Here is a 24,502-nt window from a genome sequence, read left to right on the forward strand (position 1 = left end):
ATAGGGCTGATTTAGGAGCGATTTCCTGGAGCAGCGGGATGACTGGCACCTGACCGATAGCCGAACAAATCGCCCTCTCCATCCAGTCCATCACCGGACTTCCGAGACCACCGTACCGATCAATATCAGACCCGCTATACCAACGTAGATGCTCCACAGGACAGCTATAACCCGTGGATTCGTCTTCGCTCTTAATATGCGGCCATCTATTGGAGCATGGCGTGCTGAGACGTCTTTGAACCTAGACATTTTACGTTTTCGGCCCGTCTTTCGAAGGTTTTTCTCTGGCGTCTCGCAAGCCTTTTTCTGCCTGGTCCTTCAATTTCTCACGGGCTTCATCCGCCGTGTTGGGGTCGGTTCGTGCCGCGTCGCTGGTCGGGTCGGGGTTCTTATAGGTCATAGCTTCATCCTCGTTGCACAGCGAACAACCAAGGGGCGGTATAGTTCCCTCAGTTTCATCGCCTATTCTGGCACGGCGTTGACAAGGCTGCGTAGGTGTCGCTCGCGTTGGTTTGAAGCAAGACTGCGGTCACTACGTCCTATCGTACGAAGCGATGAAATCGTTATGCACTGAATCATGAGCGTATGGTCGGCATGGAACCGGAACCCTCAACTTTGGAACGTCCAGTCCCACCATACATGGCGCTGTGAGCGAGGATCATGCCGGGGCTTGGAAGATCGTAGACACGACGACGGGACTTCCAGCGGCAACCAACGGCAGAGATTTCGTTCAACTGAGCAAGGTCGATGCGAAGGAGCTAGCCGACGAGTTGAACGCGTGCGATGCCCAGGAAATGCAGACCCGCTCCTGTAGAAATTCGCAGGTGGAGTCTTCTGCAGGGAACAAAGACGTGGTGAGAAGGTTTGCGTTCGTACCTTCCTCTGTTACCAGCACATGCCGACCTAGCATCGGACGCGGTACGAAAGAGAATTTCCATGCATCGACACCTCACCCAGTCCTTAGCGACTGCGATCACACTGCTCGTCCTTTTGTCAGGCAGTGTTGCCCATGCCGATGAGGCGCCCTTTTTGAAATCTCTTTCTGGAAACTGGAGCGGCAAAGGAACCGTCAAGGTGCGTGTCAACGCCCCGACCATAAATGTCACCTGCCGCTTCAGGTCCGACACCAGCACCAATTCATTAGCCCTCGGTGGCAAGTGCACCAGCCTTGCCATCTTCTCGCGGGTCATATCCGCAAACCTCAAGGCGAACGGTGGCCGTTACTCCGGCTCTTATGTCGGCGCGGGCACGGGAACGGCCGGTCTCGGTGGGCAACGTTCTGGCGACACCATCAACCTCGGCATCACCTGGGCGAAGGAGGTTAACGGCGACAGGAAAGCGCAGATGACTATCGAAAAAATCGGCTCATCCGGAATGCGTCTTACCACCATTGATACGGATTCGAAGACAGGCAAGCCGGTCATAACCAGCCGAATTGAGCTTCGCCGAAACTGAGGCTCGAGAAAGCTTTTGTCATGAGCCCTCGAACGCGCCGCACGCCGCAAGACGACTTCATCAAGTTCAACATAAGGAACACGCCATGCAGCGGTCCCATGACGATCAGCTTCGAGCTCGCGCCTATGCCATATGGGAGCGCGAGGGGTGCCCCACCGGAAAAGCTCTGGAGCACTGGGCTCTTGCGATAAAAGAGATGGCCGGCCAAGCTGCTCCATCTCTTGATCAAGGGTCCTGGCGCACTCCCCAGGAAGATGGTCCCCAGGCAGACGGGAAATCCTGAGACTTTCTTCTGGCCAGCGACGCGTGAGAGGCTAGTCCGTCATGCCGTGTCAGCGCTGTGTTGTTTTTTCCAGCCGGCAAGGAGAAACTTGTAGAGGTTTCTACCGCGCGTCTTGACCCCCATCGTGATGTCTGTAACGAAAGGGAAGTGCCGCGAAGCCTTCGCCGCATATCGCTCTGCTGCCGGCCACGGAGAACGCGCCGCCGATCTGGCGGACTCATAAGATCATAGATGGGCTTCTTCATCTCTGAGAGAGTAAACCTCAATTTCCGCGAACCAGTAGTGCCGTGCAATGTTTCGACTGTTCCGGATGAAGTGGTAGGCAGCAGGAGGTTTCGCGACGTAGGGTAGGGGAGTGGCAAGCCTTACCTAGCGCCGCGAAACAAAAGCCGCCTTTTCGGTAAACCGTAGTCATTTCACCACTGCCATTAATGGCACTTCACCGACGACCTCACCGCGCTCGTCGCGGATCACAAATGTCATGCCGTCAATCGGCACTGCATGGCGAACGTACTCAGCCACCATGTCACGAGCTGCAGCAAGCGCTTCACTGTGGGCGGCATCAGATGAAGGCAAGTCTATGCCCTCAACGTCTTCTTCGAGGTTATCACCCTCCCGAATATCAAAATAATACCTCATCGCGTTGGAATGCAAACCCAAACAGAATAGTTCCGCGTTTTCAGTGGTTCGCACGCTATAGGACAGAAACCCTATCCGTAATTGCGCGTTAAGGTTCGTGAGCAAACAGTAATATGCCTACTCATGGAGGAGTCGATGTTAGCAAGTCACCTCGTAGATCATTTGAACGCAGCGAAGAAACTCGCGCAGTTAACGAACCAACCGTTTGTCGTCTACCTGATCCAAATGGCAATTGATGCAGCGATACGAGCGAGCCGCAAAGCGGCCTAAGTTCGCACGGCGATTGGGTGATTAAGGAAGCCACTGCCGCCTGTGATGACCCCATCAGAGAACTGTCGCGGCGACAGTCGTGGGGCTCTCTTCTTTAAAGGACCGTCCGCCGCAGGCTCGGTTGGTTCAGGGCTAACAGCGGACGATCCCATACGATGGCAGTGACACTCATCGTATTTCAACTTAGTTCAGGTCATCAGCGGGCTTTTGTAGAGCGCACAATGACCTCTAAACAAATGTCGCAATCGGTCTATATGCACGGTAACGGACAAAACGGTGGAGGGAAAGCTCTAGTTCCGAGAAGTTGAGAGCAGCTGCACTGCAAAGTGTGCAGTTGCTAATGCATCTAAGGGATTACCATGAACGTATCATGGATATGGACGGAACCTACGTTAGGTAAGTCAAAGAATCCAATGATCTTTTTTGATTGGCACGGTATAATTCTATACAGTGTTCACGCATTCACGTCCGCACGATAGGTGACATACGTTGCGACGATTCCTCCATGAAGGGAAGCGAGCCCTGTTTGCCCGCTCGTCAATGACGACCGCGCCGGATCGATTGAGGCTCATCAATCTATCCCCTCCAATCAGGGTATGCTCAAGCAGCGAGTTGTCGCGTTGTCGACCGTGGTGGCCCGAAATCTTTCACTGGAGCATTCGCCGGGACGAGCAACGGATATGATTTCCCGGCGTCGAGCCGTGCGCCGCTCCTGTCCTTGGCGGCGCTGCTGCATTGCGAGCCAGCCCATGGGACCTTTTCCACCATCCCATCCGCGATTGTGATCGCCTTGACGCCTCTAACTCCTGCAGGCGCCTCAATCTGGCCGGCTATGTCAAAAGGCAAGGATCCGTCTGGCTTCCGATGTACGAAGGCCAAAGGTCTGCGCGTGCTCCTGGATGGCGCGGGAAGGACGGAGTCTAATCTGGGTGAGGTCGATAAGTGCGGTCATGCGTGGAACTTAACCTCTCGGGGTCGGTTCATACGTCACGGTCGTGATAGTCGCGATCGAAAAAAGTCTCTCCGACCCATCGCATGATGTTCGCTCGGCGCCTTCGATGCGCGATCACAGCCTTATCGACCGCCACCCTGACGAAGCGGTGCATTCCCAATAGAGATACAGAACCCCAAGGAGCTATCATGGCCAAGGAATCCAAAACGCTTGACGTCCTCTTTCACGACACCCTGAAAGACGTCTATTTCGCCGAACACAAGATCGTCGCCACGCTTCCCAAGATGGAGGAGGCAGCCCAGAGCAAGCAGCTTAAGGGCGCCTTCGTCAAGCACCTGGGAGAGACCAAGGTTCATATCGAACGTCTCGAGGAGGTCTTCAAGATCATCGGAAAGAAGCCGGAACAGAAGACCTGCGATGCCATGATGGGCATCGTCAAGGAAGGTTCTGAGGTCATGGAGGAGTATGCCGGCACACCAGCTCTTGACGCCGGCCTTCTCGCCGCTGCACAGGCAGTCGAGCATTACGAAATGTCGCGCTACGGCACGTTGCGCACATGGGCGCTAGAGCTTGGGATGAAGGACGCAGCCAAGCTGCTGCAGACGACGCTCGACGAAGAACAGGCCACCGACCTTGCGCTCACATCGATCGCCACCTCTGTGGTCAACCAGAACGCCGAAAAGGCAGCCTGACCAACACTCGGCCGTTTGCGGGCGGCCGAGCCACAACCCCGTGCAGACGGGTAGCAGTCTTAGTTCCTATCGGACGCCGACATTGTCGTCGGCGATCTGCGCAAGCGGCATCGTGAAGGTGAAGCGGGTCTCGATGGCATCAGACGCAACGTCCAGCCTCCCACCGTGGGCGCGAGCGATTTCCGATGCGATATGAAGGCCGAGGCCCAGCCCCTGACGATTGCCGCTAGCCTCCCCGCGGATGAATGGCTCAAAAAGGCTTGCCTGCACGTCCTTGGGAATCGGCGTGCCCTGGTTTGCTACCCAGATCTGAAAGTTCTCACCGCTCACGCCAGCGGATATCCTGATTGGTGCGTCAACCTGTCCATAGGTGATTGAGTTCCCGACCAGGTTGGATACCATTTGGCCTATTCGTCCTCCATCGCAAGCGACAGGCTGATCGAGATTGATGTCGGCCTCAATGATGCGATCAGGATCGCTGGAACGGAGTTCGTCGACAACGTGGAGAATGATCGGGGCAAGCTCTTCCGGCCTGATCTGCAGACCTATTCCGCCTCCGAGGCGACCCCGCGCGAAATCAAGCACGTTGTCGATGAGATCGGACATCCTCTGGACGCTACCCTGCATGAGGTCGAGTAGCGTGGTTGCCTTTGCCGTCGCCGTTTCCCTTCGAAGAAGGCGACTTGCGGCGCTGATCGATGCGAGCGGATTTCGAAGGTCGTGGCCTAGAACGGCAATAAACTGTTCTCTGAGTTCGGCATTCCTGTGCTCAATGTCGAGTTCTATCTGCATTTCTGCGCCCGCGGCATCGGCCGCCGCACGGGCATCGACGAGCTGGCGTTCGTAGCGCCTCCGCTCGGTTGCCCGAAAGAGCATCACACGGGTAAAGAGAAGCTCGTTGTCGGCGTTGCGCTTTTCCGTTGCGTTTGCGATGACGGGAAACCTGCTCCCATCCTGCAGTTTGAGATCGAGCGCGACCTCGTCGAAATGACCCTGCAGTCGAAGAAGTGGCGCAAAGTGGGTTTCGTAGAATATGCGGCCGGCTGTGTTCAGCAGGTCGCGCATGCGTTTTCCGAGGAGATCTTGCGCCGGAATACCCAACCACCTCGATAACGTCTTGTTGGACTTGATGATACGGCCATCCGGCCCGAGCGAGAGATACCCGCAGGGCGCGTTTTCGTAGAGGTCTTCCAGATCTTCCGTCTGCGTGTCGCGGTCAGAATCCATCAAGGTTCTCAAAGGAAGTCACGGATCGCGGCGATCACTTCGCGAGGCGCGCTCAGGTTTGGGCAGTGTCCAGTTGCGTCCAAAAGAACAATCTGGCTGCCCGGTACGTGTTCATGCACATAACGACCGACGCCTTCGGAAGCGACGATGTCATCGCGGCTTTGAAGTACGATTGTCCGGGCCGTTACATTCGGAAGGTCGGCGCGATTGTCGGAAGTGAAGGTGACGCGGGCAAACGCCTTGGCGATCTCCGGATCGGTTCGACAGAAGCTGTTCGTCAGTTCCTCGCCCAACTCTGGTCGGTCTGGGTTGCCCATGATCGCAGGCGCCATTGCCTCGGACCATCCCATGTGATTGTCATCCAGGAATTCCAATAGCTCTTCGATCTCCGCAGGCCCAAAGCCACCAACGTATTCGGCGTCGTCGATGTACCGCGGGGATAGGCCCACAAGGATGAGGCTCTCGAAAAGGTCAGGCGCTTTCAGCGATGCAAGCACGCCGATCATCGCGCTCACGGAATGGCCGACGAATACCGCGTTGGAAAGTCCTATCTCCCGGCCGATCTCGACGACGTCATCAGCGTAACCGGACAAACTCGAATACTTTGCCGGATCGTAGGCGGAGAGATCTGAGTGACCCGCCCCGACATGATCGAAAAGTAGGGTCTTGAAGCCAGACTCGAACGCGGGGGCAACGAACCTCCACATGTTTTGATCGCATCCGAACCCGTGGGCGAAGACAATCGTCCGCGTGCCGTTACCTTGGATATGTACGTTGTTGCGGACAACGACTGACATGGTTCCCTCTGGTTACCCTGTCTAGCGTGTCTCAAATAACTCGGGATTTCGAGCGTTTCGAACCTAACCCCCACCCAAGTTTTGTCAAGGAAGCACGGGTTGAAGGTTCACATCCCTTCAAGAGGAGCTTAGAACACTTGAGCCACTCGGTTGACGCGATCGCTTCCGTGATGCCCACACGCCCGAGGGACCAGTGATTCCGGTCGCGTTGACTGAAGCCGGAGAGCCATTCGCCCACCTGACATTTAAGAGTTTTTCGCCCGGTTCCGGGCATGATTGGCAATATGCCGTTTTGCCCTTATCCCAAAGGCCGCGTGTCGAAAGGCAAAAATTTCAAATGCTCCCACGGCCCCCCAAGATAGTTCCACAGATCGAGGCCGAGGATTTCAATGGTGTGGGGTTCTAAACTCGTGGTCAGGTCGCGATAGAGCGCGTCGGCGGTTGCTCTCGGCGCCTTGTTCTGGATTGTGATATGCGGCCGCCAGGTCTGAACGTCCTGCGAGCCCAGCCACGCGACGAACTCGGCCTTCAGTCCTGCTCGGATGTCCTCCAACTCTGGGCATGTGACGACGAAGGCGACGCCTGCGCCGAGGTGTCGGAGGCTGCTGACCGTCGCTGTCGTTACTCTCGCCTGTGCCGCAACGTTAGTAAGCGCTTTACAGATCCTGTCACGATACTCGCCTGGCAGCCTGTGAAACACTGTCAGATGCGCGCCGACAACATTGCGGTCCGGGGGAAAATGCCTCTGCCGAAGGCGATCGAACGGCTCGATATCCCTCTCGGCTATCCTCGCGGTGACAATAAGTGGCTGACGGGTCTTCAATCCAAGCTTCCGGTGACGGTCGTGCGTTTCCCGGGCCAGGCTGTCAGGGCGACGTCGATCAGCCGTTTCAGAAGCGCGTTGCAAGCACCATCGCAGGCTTGGGCCGACATGCCCTGAATGATCGCTCCATAGAAGCGTGCCAGCGTGTCGGTATCAGTCCCGGCTGGCAGTTCGCCCTCGCTGACGGCGCGATCGAAGCGGGCTTTTAGAACCTGCATCGATGCCTCTCGAAGGGCTGCCGTCATTCGAGCGACCGAGGCATTTTCTTCCGCATGCTGCAGAACTGCGGTGGAGACCATGCAGCCCGCGGGCTTGTCCGGCTGGGTGTCGCCATCGGCAATATTGTAAAGGTAGCGACCGAGTGCCTCATAAGCGGGCAGGGCGGATGCCAGGATTTCCCCTCGGCAACCGCTTTCGCGGGCGATGCTGAAATCCAGCGCCTGTCGATACAATTCCTCTTTCGAACCGAAGGTTGAATAGAGCGTCGGCGGGTTGATCCCCATTGCTTTGGTCAGGTCGGCGGTCGACGTCCCTTCGTAGCCTCGTTCCCAGAACAGGCGTGCCGCGATGTCGAGCCCGGTGTCGCGATCGAGCACGCGGGGCCTTCCTCGTTTACGAACCGGCTCCATTAAAATAGTGGTCCCTATTTAATTGTTGACAGATGTGCTTCCACCCTTAATATAGCGATCACTATTTTAATTGGCAACGGAGTAGATCATGTCTAGGAAACTCGCAGACAAGATTGCGCTTATCACCGGAAGCTCACGGGGGATCGGACGAGCGGTCGCGCTCGCTTTTGCAAAGGAAGGTGCCGCGCTGATCGGTGTGCACTACACCGCCAATCCGGATGCGGCCAAAGCCACCGTGCGGGAAATCGAGGAACTGGGCGTCAAGGCCGTCGCGGTAAAGGCTGATCTGCGCCAGGGCAAGGAGGCGGCCGACAGCCTCTGGACACAGTTCAGCGACGCGGCGCGTGCGCAAACGGGATCGGTCGGGCTCGATATTCTAGTCAACAATGCGGGCATTGCGCCTGCGGTCCCGTTGAAACAGACTAGCGAGGTTGTCTTCGACGAGGTGATGACTATCAACTACAAGGCGCCATTCTTCCTGATCCAGGCGGTAGCCGATCATATTCGCAACAATGGCCGCATCATCAACGTCTCCACAGGGTTCACCCGGATCGCAGCACCCACCCACCCGGCCTATGCTGCTTCCAAAGGCGCGCTGGAGACCCTGACGCTCGCACTGGCGCCCGACTTCGCGGTCCGCGGGATCACCGTCAATGCGGTCATGCCAGGGGTTACCGAAACGGACATGAATGCCGAATGGCTGGCGTCGCCGGATGCCCGCGCCGGCGCCGAGGCACTGTCGGTCTTCTCGCGTGTCGGCCGTCCTGACGACATTGCAGATGTGATCGCTTTCCTCGCATCGAACGATGCCCGGTGGACGACCGGGCAGATCATTGATGCCACGGGTGGCGCCCGGATCTAATTGATCCAAAGACTTCGCGATCTCTTCAGGCCATCAGAGGAGTCGCCATGGGGCGTATTCCCAACGAAATGCCGAAAAGCCCGCGCCCCGTCTGCCCGTTAGACCAGGCCGCGCTTAGCGACAAGTGACCTTCAGCAAGTCGTGAAGATTGGTGCGATTACGCGTACGAGTGAATGTCGGCATACCCGATATTCGCTTTTGTCGCAGAAACAGGTACTGCAAGTGGGTGAACGACTGTTCGCTTCCTGAAACTGCCGGATATAGCCAACGCATCTCGTCGAATGCGCGGGAAGCCAAAGCTCCCGCGCATTCGGCGCAGCTTCTCACCTTGACTGAACCACAAGGGTCTTTCCGTCTTCCACAATATAGGTTGCGAGCTCTGATGCTTTGCCGGTGCCGACGTTTCGAGCTGAATGTACAACGCCGCTCGGGATGAACAGCGACTGACCGGCAGAGAGGATGACCGGCGCGCGCCCGTCTAATGTGTATTCGAGAGTTCCTTCGATCACAAAAGCAATTTCTTCACCGGGATGGGAATGCCTGGCGGCCAACACCCCGGGCGAGAAATCGACACGAACCTGCACGACCTCGTGGCCAGGCACATCGATGTCGTTTTTAATAAGATCGGTGCGTCGCAAGGGCTCTACGGCGAACGCAGGCGATGATGCCGCTCCAATGCTTGCGAACAATAGGACGGCGACCGTTGCAGTTGATTTTTTCATGGCTATCTCCTTTTTTAATTATGTTGAAGGTTGAGGGATGTCGCGAGTGCTGTTGTTCATTGGCCGCCAATCTGCCGCGCCGCGGCTTCGATAACCTCGGCAACCTTTTCAGGCTGCGATGCGAACACGGCATGGCTTGCCTGGATCTCCGTCACATGGCTTCCGGCGCGCTTTGCCATGTCCCGTTCGAGATCAGGATTGATCGAGCGGTCTTGGGTGGCGACAACCGTCCAGCTTTTCTTGGTCTTCCATGCGGGATCGCCGACCTTTGCGGAGAAGGCGTCCTTGGATGCGAAGACCTGTGATTTTGCCAGGAAGGCGGCCTCGTCCTTCGGCAGGTCGGCAGCGAAGTCGTTGGCGAAGGCGGCTGGATCGAGAAAGAGATATTTGCCGTCCTTCGTCTCGCGGATATTCATACCGCCGGCCGGCTTGGAGCTCGCGAGACTGATAAGGCTTTCGCCCCTGTCCGGCTGGAAGGCCGCGATATAGACGAGACCCGCGACATGAGGGCTGTTGCCGGCTTCGGTGATGACCATACCGCCATAGCTGTGGCCGACGAGCAGTGTCGGGCCGTCTTGGAGGTCGAGGACCCGGTTGGTTGCGGCGACATCGTCGGCGAGCGAAGTGATCGGCTCCTGCACGATCGTGACATTGAAGCCGCGCCTTTCGAGGATTTCGGTTGCTTGGCGCCAGCCAGAACCATCGGCGAGAGCGCCGTGGACGATGACGATGTTCTTCACTTCGGCCGCTTGGGCCACGAAGGCAATGGCGCTGGTGACGAAAGCAAGGGCGAGGGTGGAGAGATAGTTGCGTTTCATGGTGGTGCTCCTGTCTTTTTAGGTTAGGTGAGGGATTCAACCGAAGGTAAAGGCGTAGGCTTGGACGCCGGGGTCGAGGAAGCGGATCTCGAAGGTGCGCGCGTCCACTTCGCCGGTCTGGCGCACCAGTTGGTAGAGCTTCGTCGTGGTTACCGTGCCATTTCCATCCGCATCGATATCGCTGCCGCGGTTGGCTTCGGGCGCCTTGCCGTCAACCGTCACTCGAAATCGGACCGGCTTTCCATCTGCCCCTGGGCCGAGCACGAGGTGCAGGTCGCGGGCGCTGAAATGATAGGTGATACTGCCGCCCGCCCGATCGAGGGTCGCCTTTTCGGCGCCGACGGTCCATTTACCGGAAAGACCCCACTGGTTAAGACCCGGTTCGGTGACCGAATAGTCCCTGCTGGCATCCGCACGCATTCTCTCGTTCGAGGCAAAGCTGGTGGCCTGTTGATAGCCGATGTAGGTTTCACCCGAGCGGACATGTTTCAGGTCCGCACTGGCCTCCACACCTTTTGCGTCAGGTGCAACCGGCGCGCTTTCGGCCATTTCACTGCCAGCCTCGTGCAGCAGTCCCTGGATTGCCTGTTCGGTCTGGCCGTAATTGCCTTCGCCGAAGTGATGGTACCGGATCTGGCCCTTGGCATCGATCAGGTAGTGAGCCGGCCAATAGCTGTTGGCGAATGCGCGCCAGATTCTGTAGTCGTTGTCGATTGCGACCGGATAGTTGATCTGGAAATCGCCGACGGCCCTTTTGACATTGTCGATTTTCTTCTCGAAGGCGAATTCCGGGGCATGTACGCCGATGACAACCAGACCCTGGTCCTTGTACTTGTTGGCCCAGGCCCGAACGTACGGCGTGGTACGGATGCAGTTGATGCAGGAATAGGTCCAGAAATCGACGAGCACGACCTTACCGCGAAGCTGCTCCGTCGTTAGCGGCGGCGAGTTCAGCCATTCGACGGCGTCGTCCAGCGAGGGTGCGGGGCCTTCAACAGGCAAATCACTGCGGAACGGTTTGGTCGCATCGGCAAGACCGATCGACTTGTCGTTGCTCGCAACCTCCGGCGGAATGCCATCGGTTGGCTCAACATTCAGCCTGTCCAGGACCGCTTGTTCAAAAGACGCGTTGCTGGCATAGGAGAGCCGCGAAAGCAGCCCCGTGTCGAGGCCAAGTGCGATGACGGCGACACCGGCGATGACGGCGGCGCCCAGGCCCTGGCGAATACGTTCGCTGACGACGAGCGATTTCTTCAATCCGGCAAAGATTTTTCCACCGACGGAAAGCGCGATTGCCAGCGAAGTGGCGGCGCCGGTTGCGTAGGCGAGCAGCAGGAGGCTTGTCTGCAGATTGGCGCCCTGGAGGGCAGCACCAGTCAGCACGAGACCGAGAATCGGGCCAGCGCAGGGCGCCCAGAGAAGTCCGGTCGCGACGCCGAGGATCAGCGCGCTTGCGGTGGTCGGCGCAGCACCGGGCTTGCCGGAAGCATTTAGCAGGCGGTTGCCAAAACCGACGACCGGTTGGGTCATCAAGCTGGCGATACGCGGCGAAATCAGGCTTAAGCCTAAGATCGCAAGCAGGATGAGCGCGGCGAGGCGACCATATTCATTGGCATTGATTGCCCAGCTTCCGCCGACGGCTGCAAGGGTCGCCACAAACGCAAAGGTGGTGGCCATACCGATGAGCATCGGCAGCGTACTGCGCACGAAAGGCTGCCCGGCGCGGGCGAAGACGAAAGGCAGGATGGGGAGGATACAGGGACTGAATATGGTCAGAACCCCTCCGAGATAGGCAATGATAAGAAGTGTCATCATCGTTTCCTTTGAAACCGGGTGATCGGGCTCTGGACGGCGATGTGGCCCGACCAGCAACTACGCCAATCTGATCGAGGCGATGTATCTCGGATGTGTCCGGTTCGGAGGCAATATGTACCGAAGTGTAGGAAGAGCGCCTGTCTGCAGCCCTGCTGAAGCAGATGGAGCAGATTCCGTTTGAGGGGGCAGCCAACTGTATCAGAATGTATCTCGCAGGCCGGAGGCTACATCCATACGCAATAATAGCGGATATCCGAAACACTCGGGATACATGCCGGTTGTTTTCTCCATGTCACTAACTCGAAACGGAGAGAGACAATGTCCAGCGAAATCAATCTTCAGCGCCGTCACTTCTTTGGTCTTGCCGCAATGACAATGGCAGCGGTCGAATTCGGCCTTAGCAGCGCTGCTGCCGCCCAGGCAGCCGCACCGGCCGTCAAGGCCGGTTCGCATGCATCTTTCGCGGCGTTGAAGCAGATCAAGGCCGGCGAGCTCAATGTCGGCTACGCCGAGGTCGGTCCCGCCAATGGCGCGGTCGTGCTGCTGCTGCATGGCTGGCCCTATGATATCTACAGCTTCGGTGATGTAGCGCCCATCCTTGCCGATGCCGGCTACCGCGTGCTGATCCCCTATTTGCGTGGTTATGGCACAACCGAATTCATCTCTGCCGATACACCGCGCAACGGCCAGCAGGCCGCAATAGCCACCGATATCATTGCCTTTATGGATGCGCTGAAGGTCGAGCGCGCCGTCATCGGCGGTTACGATTGGGGCGGCCGCACCGCCGATATCCTGGCTGCGATCTGGCCGGAACGCTGCAAGGCGCTGGTTTCCGTCAGCGGCTATCTGATCGGTAGCCAGGAGGCCAACAAGAAGCCGTTGTCGCCGCGGGCCGAACTGTCGTGGTGGTATCAGTTCTATTTCGCCACCGAGCGTGGCCGCGAAGGTTATGCCGCGAATACGCACGATTTTGCCAAGCTGATCTGGAAGCTCGCCTCGCCGCAGTGGGATTTTGACGACGCGACCTTCGATCGCTCGGCCAAGGCCTTCGAAAACCACGACCATGTTGCCATCACCATCCACAATTACCGCTGGCGGCTTGGCCTCGTCGATGGCGAGCGGAAGTATGATGAACTCGAAAAGAGGCTTGCTGCTTTCCCGGTCATCACCGTACCGACGATCACCATGGAGGGCGACGCCAACGGCGCGCCGCATCCGGACCCTGCGGCATACGCCAAAAAGTTCACCGGTAGATACGAGCATCGCACCATATCGGGCGGCATCGGCCACAATCTGCCGCAAGAAGCACCACAGGCCTTTGCCCAGGCCATTCTGGACGTCGATCGTTTCTAAAACCTGTCCTGACAGCCGGAACAGAATTGTCTGTTTCGCGGCTGCCGATTCAGAGTCAAAAGAGAAAGCGGCGAGTCTGCCATTCGCCTGACCGATAGAAGGACCCGGAAGTTCGAACATGGAGCATATCGACCACATCCTGATCGTTGATGACGATCGTGAAATCCGCGAGTTGGTTTCGAGCTATCTGACGAAGAGCGGACTTCGTACGTCCGTCGCGGCCGATGGACGCCAGATGCGCAGTTTTCTGGAAGGCAACACGGTCGATCTGATAGTGCTCGATGTCATGATGCCAGGCGATGACGGGCTCGTGCTTTGCCGCGAGTTGCGCGCCGGCAAGCACAAGGCGACGCCGATCTTGATGCTGACGGCTCGTAGCGACGAAATGGACAGGATCATCGGTCTCGAAATGGGCGCCGACGACTATTTGCCGAAACCGTTTGCGGCGCGCGAACTTCTGGCGCGCATTAAAGCTGTGCTGCGCCGCACCCGTGCGCTGCCGCCGAACCTGCAGATTTCGGAGGCCGGACAGTGGCTCCGTTTCGGCGACTGGCGCCTCGACACGGTCGGAAGGCACCTTCTCGACAAGGACGGGACGGAGATTGCGTTGAGCGGCGCCGAATACCGGCTACTGCGCGTCTTCATCGATCATCCGCAACGGGTGCTTAACCGCGATCAGCTGTTAAACCTGACCCAAGGCCGCGACGCCGAACTCTTCGACCGCTCGATCGATCTGCTTGTCAGCCGCGTTCGCCAGCGGCTGGGGGATGATGCGCGTGAGCCGACCTATATCAAGACGGTGCGCAGCGAAGGTTATGTCTTTGCTGTTCCGGTGGCGATAGAAGAGGCCAGATCATGAGCGCAGCTGTTGCTATTCGCTCCGGATTTTGGCCGAGCACCCTGCGGGCTCGGCTTTTCGTTATTTTGTTGCTGGGCCTGGCTGTTGCCTATGGCCTGTCGTTCACGGTCCTGTTCGTCGAGCGTTCCATGTCGGCCAAGGCCGTCATGCTTGGCACACTGGAAAGCGACGTCGCAACCTCAATTGCTGTTCTCGACCGCTTGCCGGCGGATCAGCGCGCCGACCTGCTCGACCGACTAAGCCGCGGCAACTATCGTTTTGAGCTTGGGCCGGGACTACAGGGCGTGCCGGACAATTCTAGCAAGGGTAAGGAAATCGGCGGTCGAATCCAGGAGGCGATCGGCGGCACCTATCCGATCCGCATGGAATCGATCCCCGGCGATATCAGCCGTCTGCAGGCGCATCTGACACTGAGCGACGGAAGTCCTTTGACGATCGATGTTACGCCGCGGCCTCCGATGCCGCTCGCGGCATGGCTGCCCTATGTCTTTGCCATTCAGATGATGCTCCTGGTGCTTTGCACGTGGGTCGCCGTGCGTCAGGCGATCCGCCCGCTGGCTGCGCTCGCGGCCGCCGCCGACGCGCTTGATCCCAACAAGAAGGGACCACCGCTCAGCGAGCGGGGGCCGAGCGAAGTGGCGCATGCGGCACGCGCGTTCAACGCCATGCGTGAAAGGATTTCCCACTACCTCGAAGAGCGGGTGCAGATCCTTGCGGCGATATCGCACGACCTGCAGACGCCGATCACGCGTATGCGACTGCGCGCCGACATGGCCGAGGATTCCCCCGAGAGGGACAAACTGGTCCGTGATCTGGGTGAAATCGAGCGGCTCGTGCAGGATGGGATCGCCTACGCCCGCAGTGCGCATGGCAATGGCGAGAAATTTTCGCGCATCGATCTCTCGTCCTTTATCGACAGCATCGCCTACGATTATCAGGACATGGACAAGGCCGTTAGCGTTGCCGGTCTCGTGCAGGGCATTGCATCGACCAAACCGCATGCCCTTCGCCGCATTCTCACGAACTTTATCGACAATGCGTTGAAATTTGCAGGTAGCGCCGAAATCAGCGTCGAGCGGAAGAACGAGGGTGAGATTGCCATCACGGTGATGGATCGTGGTCCCGGTATCCCGGAGGCCATGCTGGAAGCCGCCATGCAGCCGTTTTTCCGGCTGGAGCAGTCCCGCAATCGCGAGACTGGCGGCACAGGGCTCGGCTTGGCCATCGCCCAGCAGCTGGCGGCTGCAATCGGCGGTTCCGTCCGGATATACAATCGTGACGGCGGAGGCTTGGCAGCCGAAGTCAACATTCGGGCCAACTGATTTTTTTCTGTTTTGTATGCGAAAATGTCGAGATCCGCCGACAGTACGCTTTGATACAGTCCGGCCGATCTTAGAAATATAGGGGATACATCAAAGGGTCAAAACCACTCCGTCACCAGATGTCGCAGATCGCGGCATCAAGCCAAGGAGTGCTCCCATGATCACGATTGAAAATGTTCTCTATACCGGCAAGACCCGCACCACCGGCGGCCGCGATGGCTCAGCCCGCAGCAGCGATGAGCAGCTCGTCGTGAAGCTGTCTCCTCCGGGCAGCATCCATGCGGGCACCAATCCCGAACAGCTCTTCGCAGCCGGATGGTCGGCCTGCTTCATCGGCGCGATGGGCCTTGCCGCCGGCAAGCGCAAGCTCCGGCTTCCCACCGATACCGCCGTTGATGCGGAAGTCGATCTCGGCATGACGGGCGATGCTTATTTTCTGCAGGCCCGCCTCAATATCAGCCTGCCAGGTCTGGAGCCGGGGCTCGCTCGGTTGATCGTCGACGAAGCTCATCAGACCTGCCCCTATTCCAAGGCAACACGCGGCAACATCAACGTTGCTCTGACAGTCGTTTGAGCCGACACCCAGGAGATCTTGATGAAACATATCCTGTTGGGCACATTGGCGGCTATCATCTTTGCTGCACCCTGCGCTTATGACGTCCTCTCGCAAGAACCCTCGCCGTTGGCTGGTCTTGTTGCTGTCGTAGCGGTTGCTGGTCAATCCCACTGGTAACCGGCGCCCGGTCGCGGCGCGGACAAGCGTCCATCGGAACTTGAACGAAAGGACTGCAGATGCGAATCCGTCGTCGAAAGAGAGCCGCCGTTTGACACGGCGGCTTTTCGGTTTGAACTTACGTTTCCTGCTTCTGTACGCCTTTCAAAGAATGATCTGGTCGTCCTGGCGGATCGCGATGAGGCGTTCAGATTGCCGGCCGGCCGCGGTGACCAGTTCGTCCATGGTGACGGTCCGGATCCGCAAGATACTATGAAGCCGGTTTTCGCTCCACGCGATATGTTCCTTCCAACGGTCATATCGACAGGCTCAAGATCAAGGCGGGGAATTTTCATCGGCGTCGGTACGGTTGCGCGCACTGGCCTAAAGTTCCGGGAATAAACGCCCGAGATTGAACCAGCACAAGACACGCCATCGAAGCCAGACTTCCGATGGCACGTTTCCAACCGCGGCCATGTTTGAAGGACTACTCTGTCCAGCCTTCAAATTAATGGAGGCTTCGCGCGGCTTACGCAGGTTTGAAAACGCTGCTATCCAACGTGCCCACTCCCAGGTGCCGCGTTCGACTGGCGTCCGGACACCACGTCGAGCGACAAGCTAAAGAAGATCGGACCGCCGCTAGCCGTTTCTTTTCCCGCGCTTAGTTCGAAGGTCCCGGGCTCCCACCAGAATGGGCGTTTCTGCAATAAGGCCCACGCATGAATACGTTCATTGTGCCGCTCGGGCGTGTCCGGCAGTTCATCGAAGTGGCCTTGAACAAGTACGCTTGTCCAATTTCTGTCATTCGCCAATTCATCAACTTGCAGGCTCGCAAGCGGTCTGCGCCGCAGGTAATCGATTTTCCTCCCCGCCATCGAGAACATAAAAACCTTGTTGGCATCATATGCGTAGTGAACGGGGATCACATATGGGTAGTCTTCCCCCAGACATCCGAGATGTCCAAAGGTGTGCCTTTCGAGAAATGATATACACGCCTCTTCGGTCATTCGTCGCAGTTCCATAATAACCTCCCGCTCTTGGTTAGGTTGCGCCTCAGTGTTGCCCTGGCGTTATGACTTGGCGTCTAGCGCCGCTTCGATTCGCTTCAAGCGATCGATGGTGCGGCGCTTGAGGTCGTAGAGCCGCAGCAGCAACTCTTTATCCAGGTCAACGGGTTTGCCGTTGCCGCGCGACTTGGCAACAATCACTTCCTGTTTGGTTAGCCACTCATCCACTTTCGCGGCTTTGCCCTCCGCAAATCTCAGATTTCTTAGTTTGTACCGAACGCACTTCATGTTCATTCAAACCAATTTGGTCGTTCGCAACGTCGTTGCCGCCCCGCGCGACCAAACAAAGAGACACCGCCGGTACCCCGCTTAGCTGAAGTCTGCATGAATGTGTGTGCCGGCGAGGTGCCGGTGTCGAGGTGAGAAAACGTGTCAAGCGCGCAAAACATCAACATCCAGCCGTCTGCGCTTAGCTGTTGCCGAGCTGACTCAGAGGCCCGGATCTCCCAATTTTCGAACTCGAGTTTCAAGCGATCGAGATCATAGGAGGAAAATCTGCCGTTGTGATCTAGCCGATCAGTAAGGAGCATTGTCCTTCTCCCCAAGTTGGGGCGGGAGCACTGCGCTCTCAAGCGGCAGTGCCCGATTACGTGGCTGCCGACCGAACTACCCTAGGCTTGTGCACTGCGAACGCAACAACTCATTTGAATCGGCGATCAAGGCGAGATCCACTTGGCCGTTGTGCTTGATCATCTATCGCGAAACAGTTTTGCAATCACAGCATCGACCCGTACAACGCCCACCTCGCTGCGGTCCGCGCATATCTGGATACCGCTGATCGTCCAGCGACGCGCTGTGCTCAGCGCATCGACCAAGAGCCCATGGATACTATTCTCGGCGGCATTGCGCGCTTCGAGAAATGCAGTGAAATCTCTGCCGTCTTCGTCTTGAATTGTTTGGTCAAGATGCAGGATGTGGAAATGGTAGCGCACAGGCCAACCTCGCTGAGATAAAGAGGGGCCTGCTCAGGGTTCAGGCAGGCCCCTAGTGAAAGACCCCGCGATACAGGCATAGAGGGCCAGTCGGGGTAAGAACTGTCTGCGCGAGACGATGTTCCCGCTCCAGCAAAATAGATGTCCGATATCGGACATTTGCAGACATAGCAAAGATCACTATTAGCTAGACTTAAGTGATCACGAATGGAACGTTGCGCTTGTGCTTTAACCGGCGCATAACACCCCATCGAGATCAACCTTTCACGGGAGGCTCCGACTGGAAGTGACCCCGCTTCCGACCCAACGTGAAAGGACGCACCATGTTTGGCTACGTCCGAACGCGCCATCGAAAGCAGCAAAGCCGATCATCTCGCGCAGCAAATCGGCATCAGCGCTCTTCTCAACGAGTGAGCGCAGGTTCATCATGTCGTCGGTCATCGATGGTGTCCCTAAGGGTGGTCATAAGCAACCCGACCCTACCGGAAATCACCGATGGCTATGAAATCCAGCTACACCACTCCTTGGGACACGATCCCATCGTCGGAATTTCGCGAGACCAACTCCCTGCTAATTCCCGGCGCAACTCCTCCTCTTCGACACTATGATCGAAACCATCAGGCCAGCTCGGAAAGATCATGCAGATCAATCAAGCGCAGAATTCCAAGAAAATCATTTTCTTTTGATTGGTATGGACGCAAATAATTTTTAAGCGGAAAAAGATTAGTTGACCCATGTAGGAAAATAATCTATTGATGTGTTCATCGATCTTTTGCTTGCCGAACTTTGTCTACTGCGCGATTGGCACCGCGTTCTAAGCGAACTTCCTCTCAAAAATAGTCGTTATCACCGTCCGCGAAGCGTTGCTTTCGCGGTCCCTACTCTATGCTTTGAAAGGGTTCATCATGACCACAGGCACAGTAAAATGGTTCAATTCCACCAAGGGCTTCGGCTTCATTCAGCCTGACAACGGCGGCGCTGATGCTTTTGTCCACATCTCTGCCGTCGAACGCGCCGGAATGCGCGAACTCGTCGAAGGCCAGAAAATCGGCTTCGAGCTCGAGCGTGACAACAAGTCCGGCAAAATGTCGGCCTGCAATCTGCAGAACGCATAATTCGGTAGCTGCTGTCCCTTTGACCACGGATGTACTGGCATTGCCGGAGGCACGTTATCAATTCAAGGCCAGGCGTTCTGCCTGGCCTTTTTCTTTTTCGCCCGTCCATCGGGCACGTGATCGGAACCATGTGACAGAGAGATTTAGCAGATCCCGCCAGCAGGCGGAAATCGCCTTTGGCAACGTCCAGACGCAATTTCTTGCGAAGCACAAGGCCGTGGAAGAAGTTCAGTCCACTGATAAGGCCCGTGATGCGAAGACATTGAGGCTTCGCGAAGCGCGCTTGGCGAGGGAAATGGACGATCGCGCCGCGCGCGACCTCCGGTGTTCTAGCGAAGCGCGCCAGATCTAAATGATCAACGGGCAACAACCTTATGAGGATGAAATTTGAAGAAGCTTAAAACCACTGACCTTGTTGACCGGCGCAACGCAGCAGCGGATGCTAGAAAAGCCCTTCTTAACGCCTACCGTGCCGCACAGGTCGCAGATATGCCCGCCAGGGTCGCCAAACGGGAAGAACGGGCAGGGATTGCCTCTGCCCGGGAAATGCGCCGTCTCCAACGTGAGCGCTTGATGGTGGAAGAACGTCACCGGCTCGCAACCGAGGCAGTAGACCGGCAGACTGCGGCGGATGCGGCTGCACTTGCTGATGCCGACCGCATAGCGAAGGTCGTCAATGACGAAGCGGAGCGAAAGGCCGAACGCGATCGGCGCTACGCCAATCGGAAGGCAAGACGAGCGTAATTTCGCCGCCATCGATCGATTGGCCCTTCGCCTTGCTCATCTCGATGGCGAGGTGAGACCACTACCACCATAGGAGCATCCATGGTACCGGATAAAAATGAGCTCCAGGCGATCAACACGTCCTGGCAGATCGCGATCCAGGAAATTTTGCGGATGGTCATCCGTGACATGTATCACTCTGGCGGCGAGGCAGCGTTCAAGACACATATCAAACGGATCGAGGAGGCAGCGGTGGATAGCATCCACTCTGACCTCAGGCTGCGCGGCACTGATGAATGGACGGAAGTCTTGGTCAAGGAACGGGCAAGTAACTTCGTCACGACCCTGCTGACGTCGTTCACCTATGATCGCGCCTGAGAAAGCCTATCTGCCGATGGAGGACGCGTGTGGGCCGAATGCTTCACGCCGCCAGCAGCTGGTCACCTTTCAATGTCCCCACGGTGATTAAACGCGCATACTTAAGTTCGTCAGCTTAAATAAATGAAATGCGCCTTGCCTAAATAAAGTACGGGCTTTCGCGCCATTGCCGTCCGAGCCGGTGATTGTGCTTTCACTATTGGAGCGTCTGAGCTTGAAGGGCGCGCGTTAGATCGCTTGGATGGTATCGCAATGCTGCTGCCGCGAAAGGAGCTGCTTTCTCTAAACGAAGGCACCGATCCCCCGCCTCTCAGTTCATGACAGTCAGCAAATAGATGGGCCAGGGTTTCGGTCTCCATCATGAGCGAAGGGTGGGCGAGGCTCGAAATCAGCCAAGCCAATACGATCGTTCTCGTGCCGCCTGGCCTATGCCGAGACGATTGCTTTTACTTCTATGGTCACGTCCATCGACCGAAACGCGTCCGCCGCGCCCGCGAAGCTCCCTGAAACCGGAACGGCCTGGGCGATGTCGCGGCTCACGGCGACCGGGATCAGGTTGGCGCTGCCCATACTGCGGTTCGTCGGATCGAATGTGATCCAGCCAGCGCCTGGAAGGAAGACCTCTGCCCAGGCGTGCGTCGATCCACAGTCCGTGGAACCGGTGAGGGAGCTGTCCGGATCGAACAGATAGCCTGAGACGATCCGGGCGCCAAAGCCCAGGCTGCGGACAGTTTCCACGAATAACACGGCAAGGTCCCTGCAGGAGCCCCAACGCCGATCAAGGGTGATCAGCGGCGCTTGCGTGCCTTCCTCTTCCCGGCTCTGGTAGGCAATGGCCGATGCGATACCCAGACTGATATCCTTGAGGAGCGACAATGTATCCGTAGGCCTGCCGGCGACGAAGCCGCGCGCCCATGTCGCGAGGCGGTGCTCGGCATCGTCATAGCGCTGAACGGTTAGCGCTCCAAGGTCTGTCCAATCGCTCTCTGGGTAGAGGAAGGGATAGTTGATCGCCGAAGCCGCGATGTCGAACACGGGCCACGCCGGTGCCTTCAAATCCACGGTCGCCGAGCTGTTCACAACAAGGCTGTCGCTGGGCGTCTGAAATGTCGCTAAAGCGATTATATTGCCGAATACGTCTTGCGACCAGCTTAGCTCAGCCTCGGGGGAAGTGGAAATTTCATGGCTCAGCAGCCTGAGCTCGCGGCCCTCGCGCGGCCTGAGCATAAGGCGGTGCGTCGACAACGATACGGTCTGTCGAAAATTGTAGGTAGTACGGTGACGAATACCAAGCATCGGCATGAAGAGCGAACCCCTGAAAGTTGACGGCAAAACCCCCGCCCTTGACCTGGGGCAACAGCTTGTCTTCTGCACGCCGCGCCAGTTCAATTAACGCATCAGCCCGGCTGCACGAAGCGCGTCGTTGATCACCTTGCCAACACCTTGTTCGTCGCGACCTGCGGCATCGCGAGCCGGGCCGGGTTTTGCATACGCCATTGCCTTGGCGATCACAGCTTCAATGCCTGAGGGCGCGGCTGTGAACTCCGGGCCACGCTGATATGCGCCTTCGGCGATGGCGACATCAGCATCATCGGCAAGACCCCAAGACCTGGCAATACGTGCGGTCGACGAAACACCTGCCTCCAGCATAAACGGCCCGGAATTTCCCAGTGGAGCTTCAGCCGCAAATGACAAAGGAACACCATGGGCCATGCCCGTGATGAGATTGACCTCGATGACCTGCCTGCCGCGTTCATCGAGCCAGACCTTACGACTATGGCCATTGATCGTTTCGATCACATCAGGTGTGCCGGAGACGTGGTGCACGCCGGCCCACTGTTGGACGATCTGCTCTGCGTTGACGGGCTTCACCGTCTGGTCATGTGTTCCGTGCCACACAGAGATACGTGGGTAGTCCCCCAGCTTGATTGCCGCGGTCGTCAAGGCCAATTGCAACTGGCTGACGCTCGGGGCTTTATGGCCTCGCATCCGCTCGAATGCCTGCCCCACACCTGAAGCGATCCCATAAGGGAGCCCGCCGATGATCGCGCCGGCCGCAAACAATTCGGGATAGGCTGCCAGCATGACGTTCGCCATTGCGCCTCCGGCCGACAGTCCGGTGATGGAGACCTTGTCAGGATCCATTCCGTGCGACACAACGACGTGGCCGATCATCTCACGGATTGACAGAGCCTCGCCCGCATCGCGCCGAATATCGCCCGGCTCAAACCAGTTGAAACACAGGTTGGCGTTGTTCGCCCGCTGCTGCTCGGGAAACAGGACCGCAAACCCTTTTTCTTCCGCCAGCTTTGACCAGCCGGAACCGTGGTCATAGGTCGCCGCATTCTGCGTGCATCCGTGCAGGACGACAACGAGCGGCGTTTTGGGAGCAAGGATGGTCGGCAGATAAAGCCAGCATTTGAGCAAGCCGGGGTTCGAACCGAAGTTCTTCAGCTCGGTCAGCTGGCGAGAATTCTTTTGCTGGATCACGTCCGTCTCCTCTGTCCATCATAGGACACTCGTTCGTATATGGGCGCGAATGCTGCGCCGCACAATTTTTTCTGCAAAGGTATTCTGTGGGCAGATCTCAATGAGTTTCCTCGGCGACCCGTGCGATACCGGCTGCCTCACGAAAGGAGATCAACCGCCGACTACTTTCGTCCCACAGGACTAGCTTCACGCATCTGAGGCTTTGCCCAAGCGTGATCCTGCCGATTTCGCCGAGTTCCGGGTGGTTTTGTACGACCTCCGGCAGGCGATAGTAGGGGACCTTGCTTGAGAGATGGTGCACGTGGTGGATGCCGATGTTGCCAGTCAGCCAGCGCAGAGGTTGCGGCAGATCATACGAAGCACCGTGCAGGGCGGCTTTTGGAAACTGCCATTCCGGCTCTTTCGACCAGTGTGTCTCCTCGAATTGATGCTGCACGTAGAATAGCCAGACGCCAATCGAACCGGCAAAAAGGACAATCGGTAGGTGGACGATTAGAAAGGAGACAGGGCCGATCACCCAGATCAGGAGCGCGGCAATCGCGACAACTGCGATATTGGTGGCCATCGTCGACACCCATGGCAGCATGCCATTGCGCATCATGCCCATCGGCAGGCGCTGCTGAAACAGGAAGAGCCAAGCCGGGCCTATGCCAAACATCACCAGTGGATGCCGGTAGAGGCGATAGCCGACCCGTCCCCACCGAGACCGTTCATAATATTCCGTCACAGTAAGAGTGGTGATGTCTCCGACGCCCCGCTCATCGAGATTGCCGGCTGACGCGTGATGCGCAGCGTGCGCCCTGCGCCAGTAATCATACGGGGTCAGGGTAAGGACGCCTAAAACACGGCCTGTCCAGTCATCGAAGTGCCGCCGGGCGAAAAAGGAGCCGTGGCCGCAATCGTGCTGGATCATGAATAGCCGTAGCAGAAATCCCGCTGCAGGCATGATCAGGACCAAACCCCACCAGAAGCCGTAATGGACCGCCAACCAGGTCAGCGTCCAGAAGGCGGCGAACGGGATGGCTGTGACCGCCAGCTCAAATACGCTCCGGCCCGCATGCGGCGTGCGATATTTTGCAAGGATTTTAAGCCAGGCCTTTTCATCCCTGCTCTTAGGAGCGGTGTACATTGGCTTCGTGTTCATTGTGGCTGGCCAGCTCTCTGCAGGGCGGCCGTGCGATAAAAGTGTTCCGCGTGCTGAGAGAGGTTCTCGGCCTCGATCCGGTCACCGGTCTGGGCGGCCTCTCGCGCCAGAAGCATATACTGCTCGTATCGCCTCATCAGGCTCTGCGAATTGGTTGTTGCGGTGGCATCCATGCTGGCGCGTGCCGGTCGGCTGGCCGACGAAGGGGAATTTCGGCTTGGTGATTTCAAAAAAATAATTCAAGTCGTTACAAGGCTTGCTCCATAAACGTAATGATTTCGGGAAACTTCGACCGCTAAGTGCGGGCTACTTTGTCATCGGCATCGCCGCCTCGGCGCGGCATCGCAGTTCGCTCACCATGTATCGCGTTAATGCGGCCGTTTGATGTTGTCTAGGTGTCTAACCGCGCGCGGCACGCTTCAA

General features: G+C 57.5%; 28 protein-coding genes and 1 pseudogene. 12 read left to right on the forward strand and 17 right to left on the reverse strand.

All coding sequences use genetic code 11. The features are described 5' to 3' along the window. Positions 1 to 250 precede the first annotated feature (250 nt). Positions 251 to 400: a hypothetical protein gene (locus AC1DV9_RS23930; RefSeq protein ID WP_162698781.1), complete on the reverse strand. Its 150-nt coding sequence runs from the start codon at positions 398 to 400 to the stop codon at positions 251 to 253. A gap of 536 nt (positions 401 to 936) precedes the next feature. Between AC1DV9_RS23930 and AC1DV9_RS23935 the strand changes: the two genes are divergently transcribed. Together AC1DV9_RS23935 and AC1DV9_RS23940 are read left to right on the forward strand one after the other, a co-directional pair. Then, positions 937 to 1,455: a hypothetical protein gene (locus tag AC1DV9_RS23935; RefSeq protein ID WP_112390617.1), complete on the forward strand. Its 519-nt coding sequence runs from the start codon at positions 937 to 939 to the stop codon at positions 1,453 to 1,455. 85 nt (positions 1,456 to 1,540) lie between these two features. Then, positions 1,541 to 1,738: a DUF2934 domain-containing protein gene (locus AC1DV9_RS23940; protein ID WP_112390616.1), complete on the forward strand. Its 198-nt coding sequence runs from the start codon at positions 1,541 to 1,543 to the stop codon at positions 1,736 to 1,738. 411 nt (positions 1,739 to 2,149) lie between these two features. On the opposite strand, the gene AC1DV9_RS23945 is transcribed toward AC1DV9_RS23940, so the two are convergent. Then, positions 2,150 to 2,398 (reverse strand): DUF6894 family protein, encoded by a 249-nt coding sequence (locus tag AC1DV9_RS23945; protein ID WP_310300624.1) that lies wholly within the window; start codon positions 2,396 to 2,398, stop codon positions 2,150 to 2,152. Between the two features lie 1,389 nt (positions 2,399 to 3,787). On the opposite strand from AC1DV9_RS23945, the gene AC1DV9_RS23950 reads away from it, so the two are divergent. Next, positions 3,788 to 4,291, forward strand: coding sequence for a YciE/YciF ferroxidase family protein (locus AC1DV9_RS23950; protein WP_112515389.1), 504 nt, complete (start codon positions 3,788 to 3,790; stop codon positions 4,289 to 4,291). 66 nt (positions 4,292 to 4,357) lie between these two features. Here the strand turns inward: AC1DV9_RS23950 and AC1DV9_RS23955 are convergent, their stop codons facing one another. The 4 genes from AC1DV9_RS23955 to AC1DV9_RS23970 all read right to left on the reverse strand — a co-directional run bounded on the left by AC1DV9_RS23955 (position 4,358) and on the right by AC1DV9_RS23970 (position 7,767). Continuing rightward, positions 4,358 to 5,518: a PAS domain-containing sensor histidine kinase gene (locus AC1DV9_RS23955; RefSeq protein ID WP_477950289.1), complete on the reverse strand. Its 1,161-nt coding sequence runs from the start codon at positions 5,516 to 5,518 to the stop codon at positions 4,358 to 4,360. 8 nt (positions 5,519 to 5,526) lie between these two features. Then, the gene (locus AC1DV9_RS23960; RefSeq protein ID WP_477950290.1) at positions 5,527 to 6,315 is read right to left on the reverse strand and encodes an alpha/beta fold hydrolase; all 789 of its coding nucleotides are present in this window, start codon (positions 6,313 to 6,315) and stop codon (positions 5,527 to 5,529) included. A gap of 298 nt (positions 6,316 to 6,613) precedes the next feature. Beyond that, positions 6,614 to 7,138, reverse strand: a complete 525-nt coding sequence (locus tag AC1DV9_RS23965; protein WP_477950291.1) for a 2'-5' RNA ligase family protein — start codon at positions 7,136 to 7,138, stop codon at positions 6,614 to 6,616. Further along, positions 7,135 to 7,767: a TetR/AcrR family transcriptional regulator gene (locus AC1DV9_RS23970; RefSeq protein ID WP_112386772.1), complete on the reverse strand. Its 633-nt coding sequence runs from the start codon at positions 7,765 to 7,767 to the stop codon at positions 7,135 to 7,137. The genes AC1DV9_RS23965 and AC1DV9_RS23970 overlap by 4 nt, the downstream gene beginning before the upstream one ends. Before the next feature lie 88 nt (positions 7,768 to 7,855). Between AC1DV9_RS23970 and AC1DV9_RS23975 the strand changes: the two genes are divergently transcribed. Then, positions 7,856 to 8,629 carry an SDR family oxidoreductase gene (locus AC1DV9_RS23975; protein WP_477950292.1) on the forward strand — a complete coding sequence of 258 codons (774 nt, stop codon included), beginning with the start codon at positions 7,856 to 7,858 and terminating at the stop codon, positions 8,627 to 8,629. A gap of 323 nt (positions 8,630 to 8,952) precedes the next feature. Here the strand turns inward: AC1DV9_RS23975 and AC1DV9_RS23980 are convergent, their stop codons facing one another. Genes AC1DV9_RS23980 through AC1DV9_RS23990 form a run of 3 tightly spaced genes read right to left on the reverse strand, consistent with a single transcriptional unit; the run spans position 8,953 to position 11,981 of the window. Next, positions 8,953 to 9,351, reverse strand: a complete 399-nt coding sequence (locus AC1DV9_RS23980; RefSeq protein ID WP_477950293.1) for a cupin domain-containing protein — start codon at positions 9,349 to 9,351, stop codon at positions 8,953 to 8,955. Between the two features lie 56 nt (positions 9,352 to 9,407). After that, entirely contained in the window at positions 9,408 to 10,169 is a 762-nt protein-coding gene (locus AC1DV9_RS23985; protein WP_477950294.1) for an alpha/beta fold hydrolase, read from the reverse strand. A gap of 36 nt (positions 10,170 to 10,205) precedes the next feature. Beyond that, positions 10,206 to 11,981 (reverse strand): cytochrome c biogenesis protein DipZ, encoded by a 1,776-nt coding sequence (locus tag AC1DV9_RS23990; protein WP_477950367.1) that lies wholly within the window; start codon positions 11,979 to 11,981, stop codon positions 10,206 to 10,208. Between the two features lie 321 nt (positions 11,982 to 12,302). Between AC1DV9_RS23990 and AC1DV9_RS23995 the strand changes: the two genes are divergently transcribed. The 4 genes from AC1DV9_RS23995 (at position 12,303) to AC1DV9_RS24010 (ending at position 16,092) form a co-directional block, all read left to right on the forward strand. Further along, positions 12,303 to 13,337 carry an alpha/beta fold hydrolase gene (locus tag AC1DV9_RS23995; RefSeq protein ID WP_477950295.1) on the forward strand — a complete coding sequence of 345 codons (1,035 nt, stop codon included), beginning with the start codon at positions 12,303 to 12,305 and terminating at the stop codon, positions 13,335 to 13,337. A 118-nt stretch (positions 13,338 to 13,455) separates the two neighbouring features. Further along, positions 13,456 to 14,196 (forward strand): response regulator, encoded by a 741-nt coding sequence (locus AC1DV9_RS24000; RefSeq protein WP_112515398.1) that lies wholly within the window; start codon positions 13,456 to 13,458, stop codon positions 14,194 to 14,196. After that, positions 14,193 to 15,518, forward strand: a complete 1,326-nt coding sequence (locus tag AC1DV9_RS24005) for an ATP-binding protein (RefSeq protein ID WP_477950296.1) — start codon at positions 14,193 to 14,195, stop codon at positions 15,516 to 15,518. The genes AC1DV9_RS24000 and AC1DV9_RS24005 overlap by 4 nt, the downstream gene beginning before the upstream one ends. 157 nt (positions 15,519 to 15,675) lie before the next feature. Next, positions 15,676 to 16,092 carry an organic hydroperoxide resistance protein gene (locus tag AC1DV9_RS24010; protein WP_477950297.1) on the forward strand — a complete coding sequence of 139 codons (417 nt, stop codon included), beginning with the start codon at positions 15,676 to 15,678 and terminating at the stop codon, positions 16,090 to 16,092. Between the two features lie 689 nt (positions 16,093 to 16,781). Here the strand turns inward: AC1DV9_RS24010 and AC1DV9_RS24015 are convergent. The 4 genes from AC1DV9_RS24015 to AC1DV9_RS24030 all read right to left on the reverse strand — a co-directional run bounded on the left by AC1DV9_RS24015 (position 16,782) and on the right by AC1DV9_RS24030 (position 18,670). After that, positions 16,782 to 17,252: a pyridoxamine 5'-phosphate oxidase family protein gene (locus tag AC1DV9_RS24015; protein WP_477950298.1), complete on the reverse strand. Its 471-nt coding sequence runs from the start codon at positions 17,250 to 17,252 to the stop codon at positions 16,782 to 16,784. Between the two features lie 48 nt (positions 17,253 to 17,300). Then, positions 17,301 to 17,465, reverse strand: coding sequence for a hypothetical protein (locus AC1DV9_RS24020; protein ID WP_477950299.1), 165 nt, complete (start codon positions 17,463 to 17,465; stop codon positions 17,301 to 17,303). A 521-nt stretch (positions 17,466 to 17,986) separates the two neighbouring features. Beyond that, the gene (locus AC1DV9_RS24025; RefSeq protein ID WP_477950300.1) at positions 17,987 to 18,229 is read right to left on the reverse strand and encodes a DUF6894 family protein; all 243 of its coding nucleotides are present in this window, start codon (positions 18,227 to 18,229) and stop codon (positions 17,987 to 17,989) included. Between the two features lie 264 nt (positions 18,230 to 18,493). Next, positions 18,494 to 18,670 carry a hypothetical protein gene (locus AC1DV9_RS24030; protein ID WP_162698873.1) on the reverse strand — a complete coding sequence of 59 codons (177 nt, stop codon included), beginning with the start codon at positions 18,668 to 18,670 and terminating at the stop codon, positions 18,494 to 18,496. Positions 18,671 to 19,134: 464 nt separating this feature from the next. Here AC1DV9_RS24030 and AC1DV9_RS24035 point away from each other — a divergent pair, with 464 nt between their 5' ends. The 4 genes and pseudogenes from AC1DV9_RS24035 (at position 19,135) to AC1DV9_RS24050 (ending at position 20,445) form a co-directional block, all read left to right on the forward strand. After that, complete coding sequence (locus AC1DV9_RS24035; RefSeq protein WP_037135461.1) at positions 19,135 to 19,344, forward strand: cold-shock protein; 210 nt, start codon at positions 19,135 to 19,137, stop codon at positions 19,342 to 19,344. A gap of 130 nt (positions 19,345 to 19,474) precedes the next feature. Further along, positions 19,475 to 19,700, forward strand: a pseudogene (locus tag AC1DV9_RS24040) (hypothetical protein). 31 nt (positions 19,701 to 19,731) lie between these two features. Further along, entirely contained in the window at positions 19,732 to 20,088 is a 357-nt protein-coding gene (locus AC1DV9_RS24045) for a DUF6481 family protein (protein ID WP_477950301.1), read from the forward strand. Between the two features lie 81 nt (positions 20,089 to 20,169). Then, positions 20,170 to 20,445 carry a hypothetical protein gene (locus tag AC1DV9_RS24050; protein WP_112386787.1) on the forward strand — a complete coding sequence of 92 codons (276 nt, stop codon included), beginning with the start codon at positions 20,170 to 20,172 and terminating at the stop codon, positions 20,443 to 20,445. 426 nt (positions 20,446 to 20,871) lie between these two features. On the opposite strand, the gene AC1DV9_RS24055 is transcribed toward AC1DV9_RS24050, so the two are convergent. From AC1DV9_RS24055 to AC1DV9_RS24070, 4 genes are all read right to left on the reverse strand, one after another. Next, a complete protein-coding gene (locus AC1DV9_RS24055; protein ID WP_477950302.1) occupies positions 20,872 to 21,747 on the reverse strand; it encodes a transglutaminase family protein in 876 nt (291 codons plus the stop codon). A gap of 87 nt (positions 21,748 to 21,834) precedes the next feature. Next, the gene (locus AC1DV9_RS24060) at positions 21,835 to 22,935 is read right to left on the reverse strand and encodes an extracellular catalytic domain type 1 short-chain-length polyhydroxyalkanoate depolymerase (RefSeq protein ID WP_310300589.1); all 1,101 of its coding nucleotides are present in this window, start codon (positions 22,933 to 22,935) and stop codon (positions 21,835 to 21,837) included. A gap of 97 nt (positions 22,936 to 23,032) precedes the next feature. Continuing rightward, positions 23,033 to 24,079 carry a fatty acid desaturase gene (locus AC1DV9_RS24065; protein ID WP_477950303.1) on the reverse strand — a complete coding sequence of 349 codons (1,047 nt, stop codon included), beginning with the start codon at positions 24,077 to 24,079 and terminating at the stop codon, positions 23,033 to 23,035. After that, a complete protein-coding gene (locus tag AC1DV9_RS24070; protein WP_112386791.1) occupies positions 24,076 to 24,252 on the reverse strand; it encodes a DUF4167 domain-containing protein in 177 nt (58 codons plus the stop codon). Before AC1DV9_RS24070 ends, AC1DV9_RS24065 begins: the two co-directional genes overlap by 4 nt. Between the last annotated feature and the right edge of the window lie 250 nt (positions 24,253 to 24,502).

Source organism: Rhizobium sp. 01L410, from assembly GCF_056400165.1.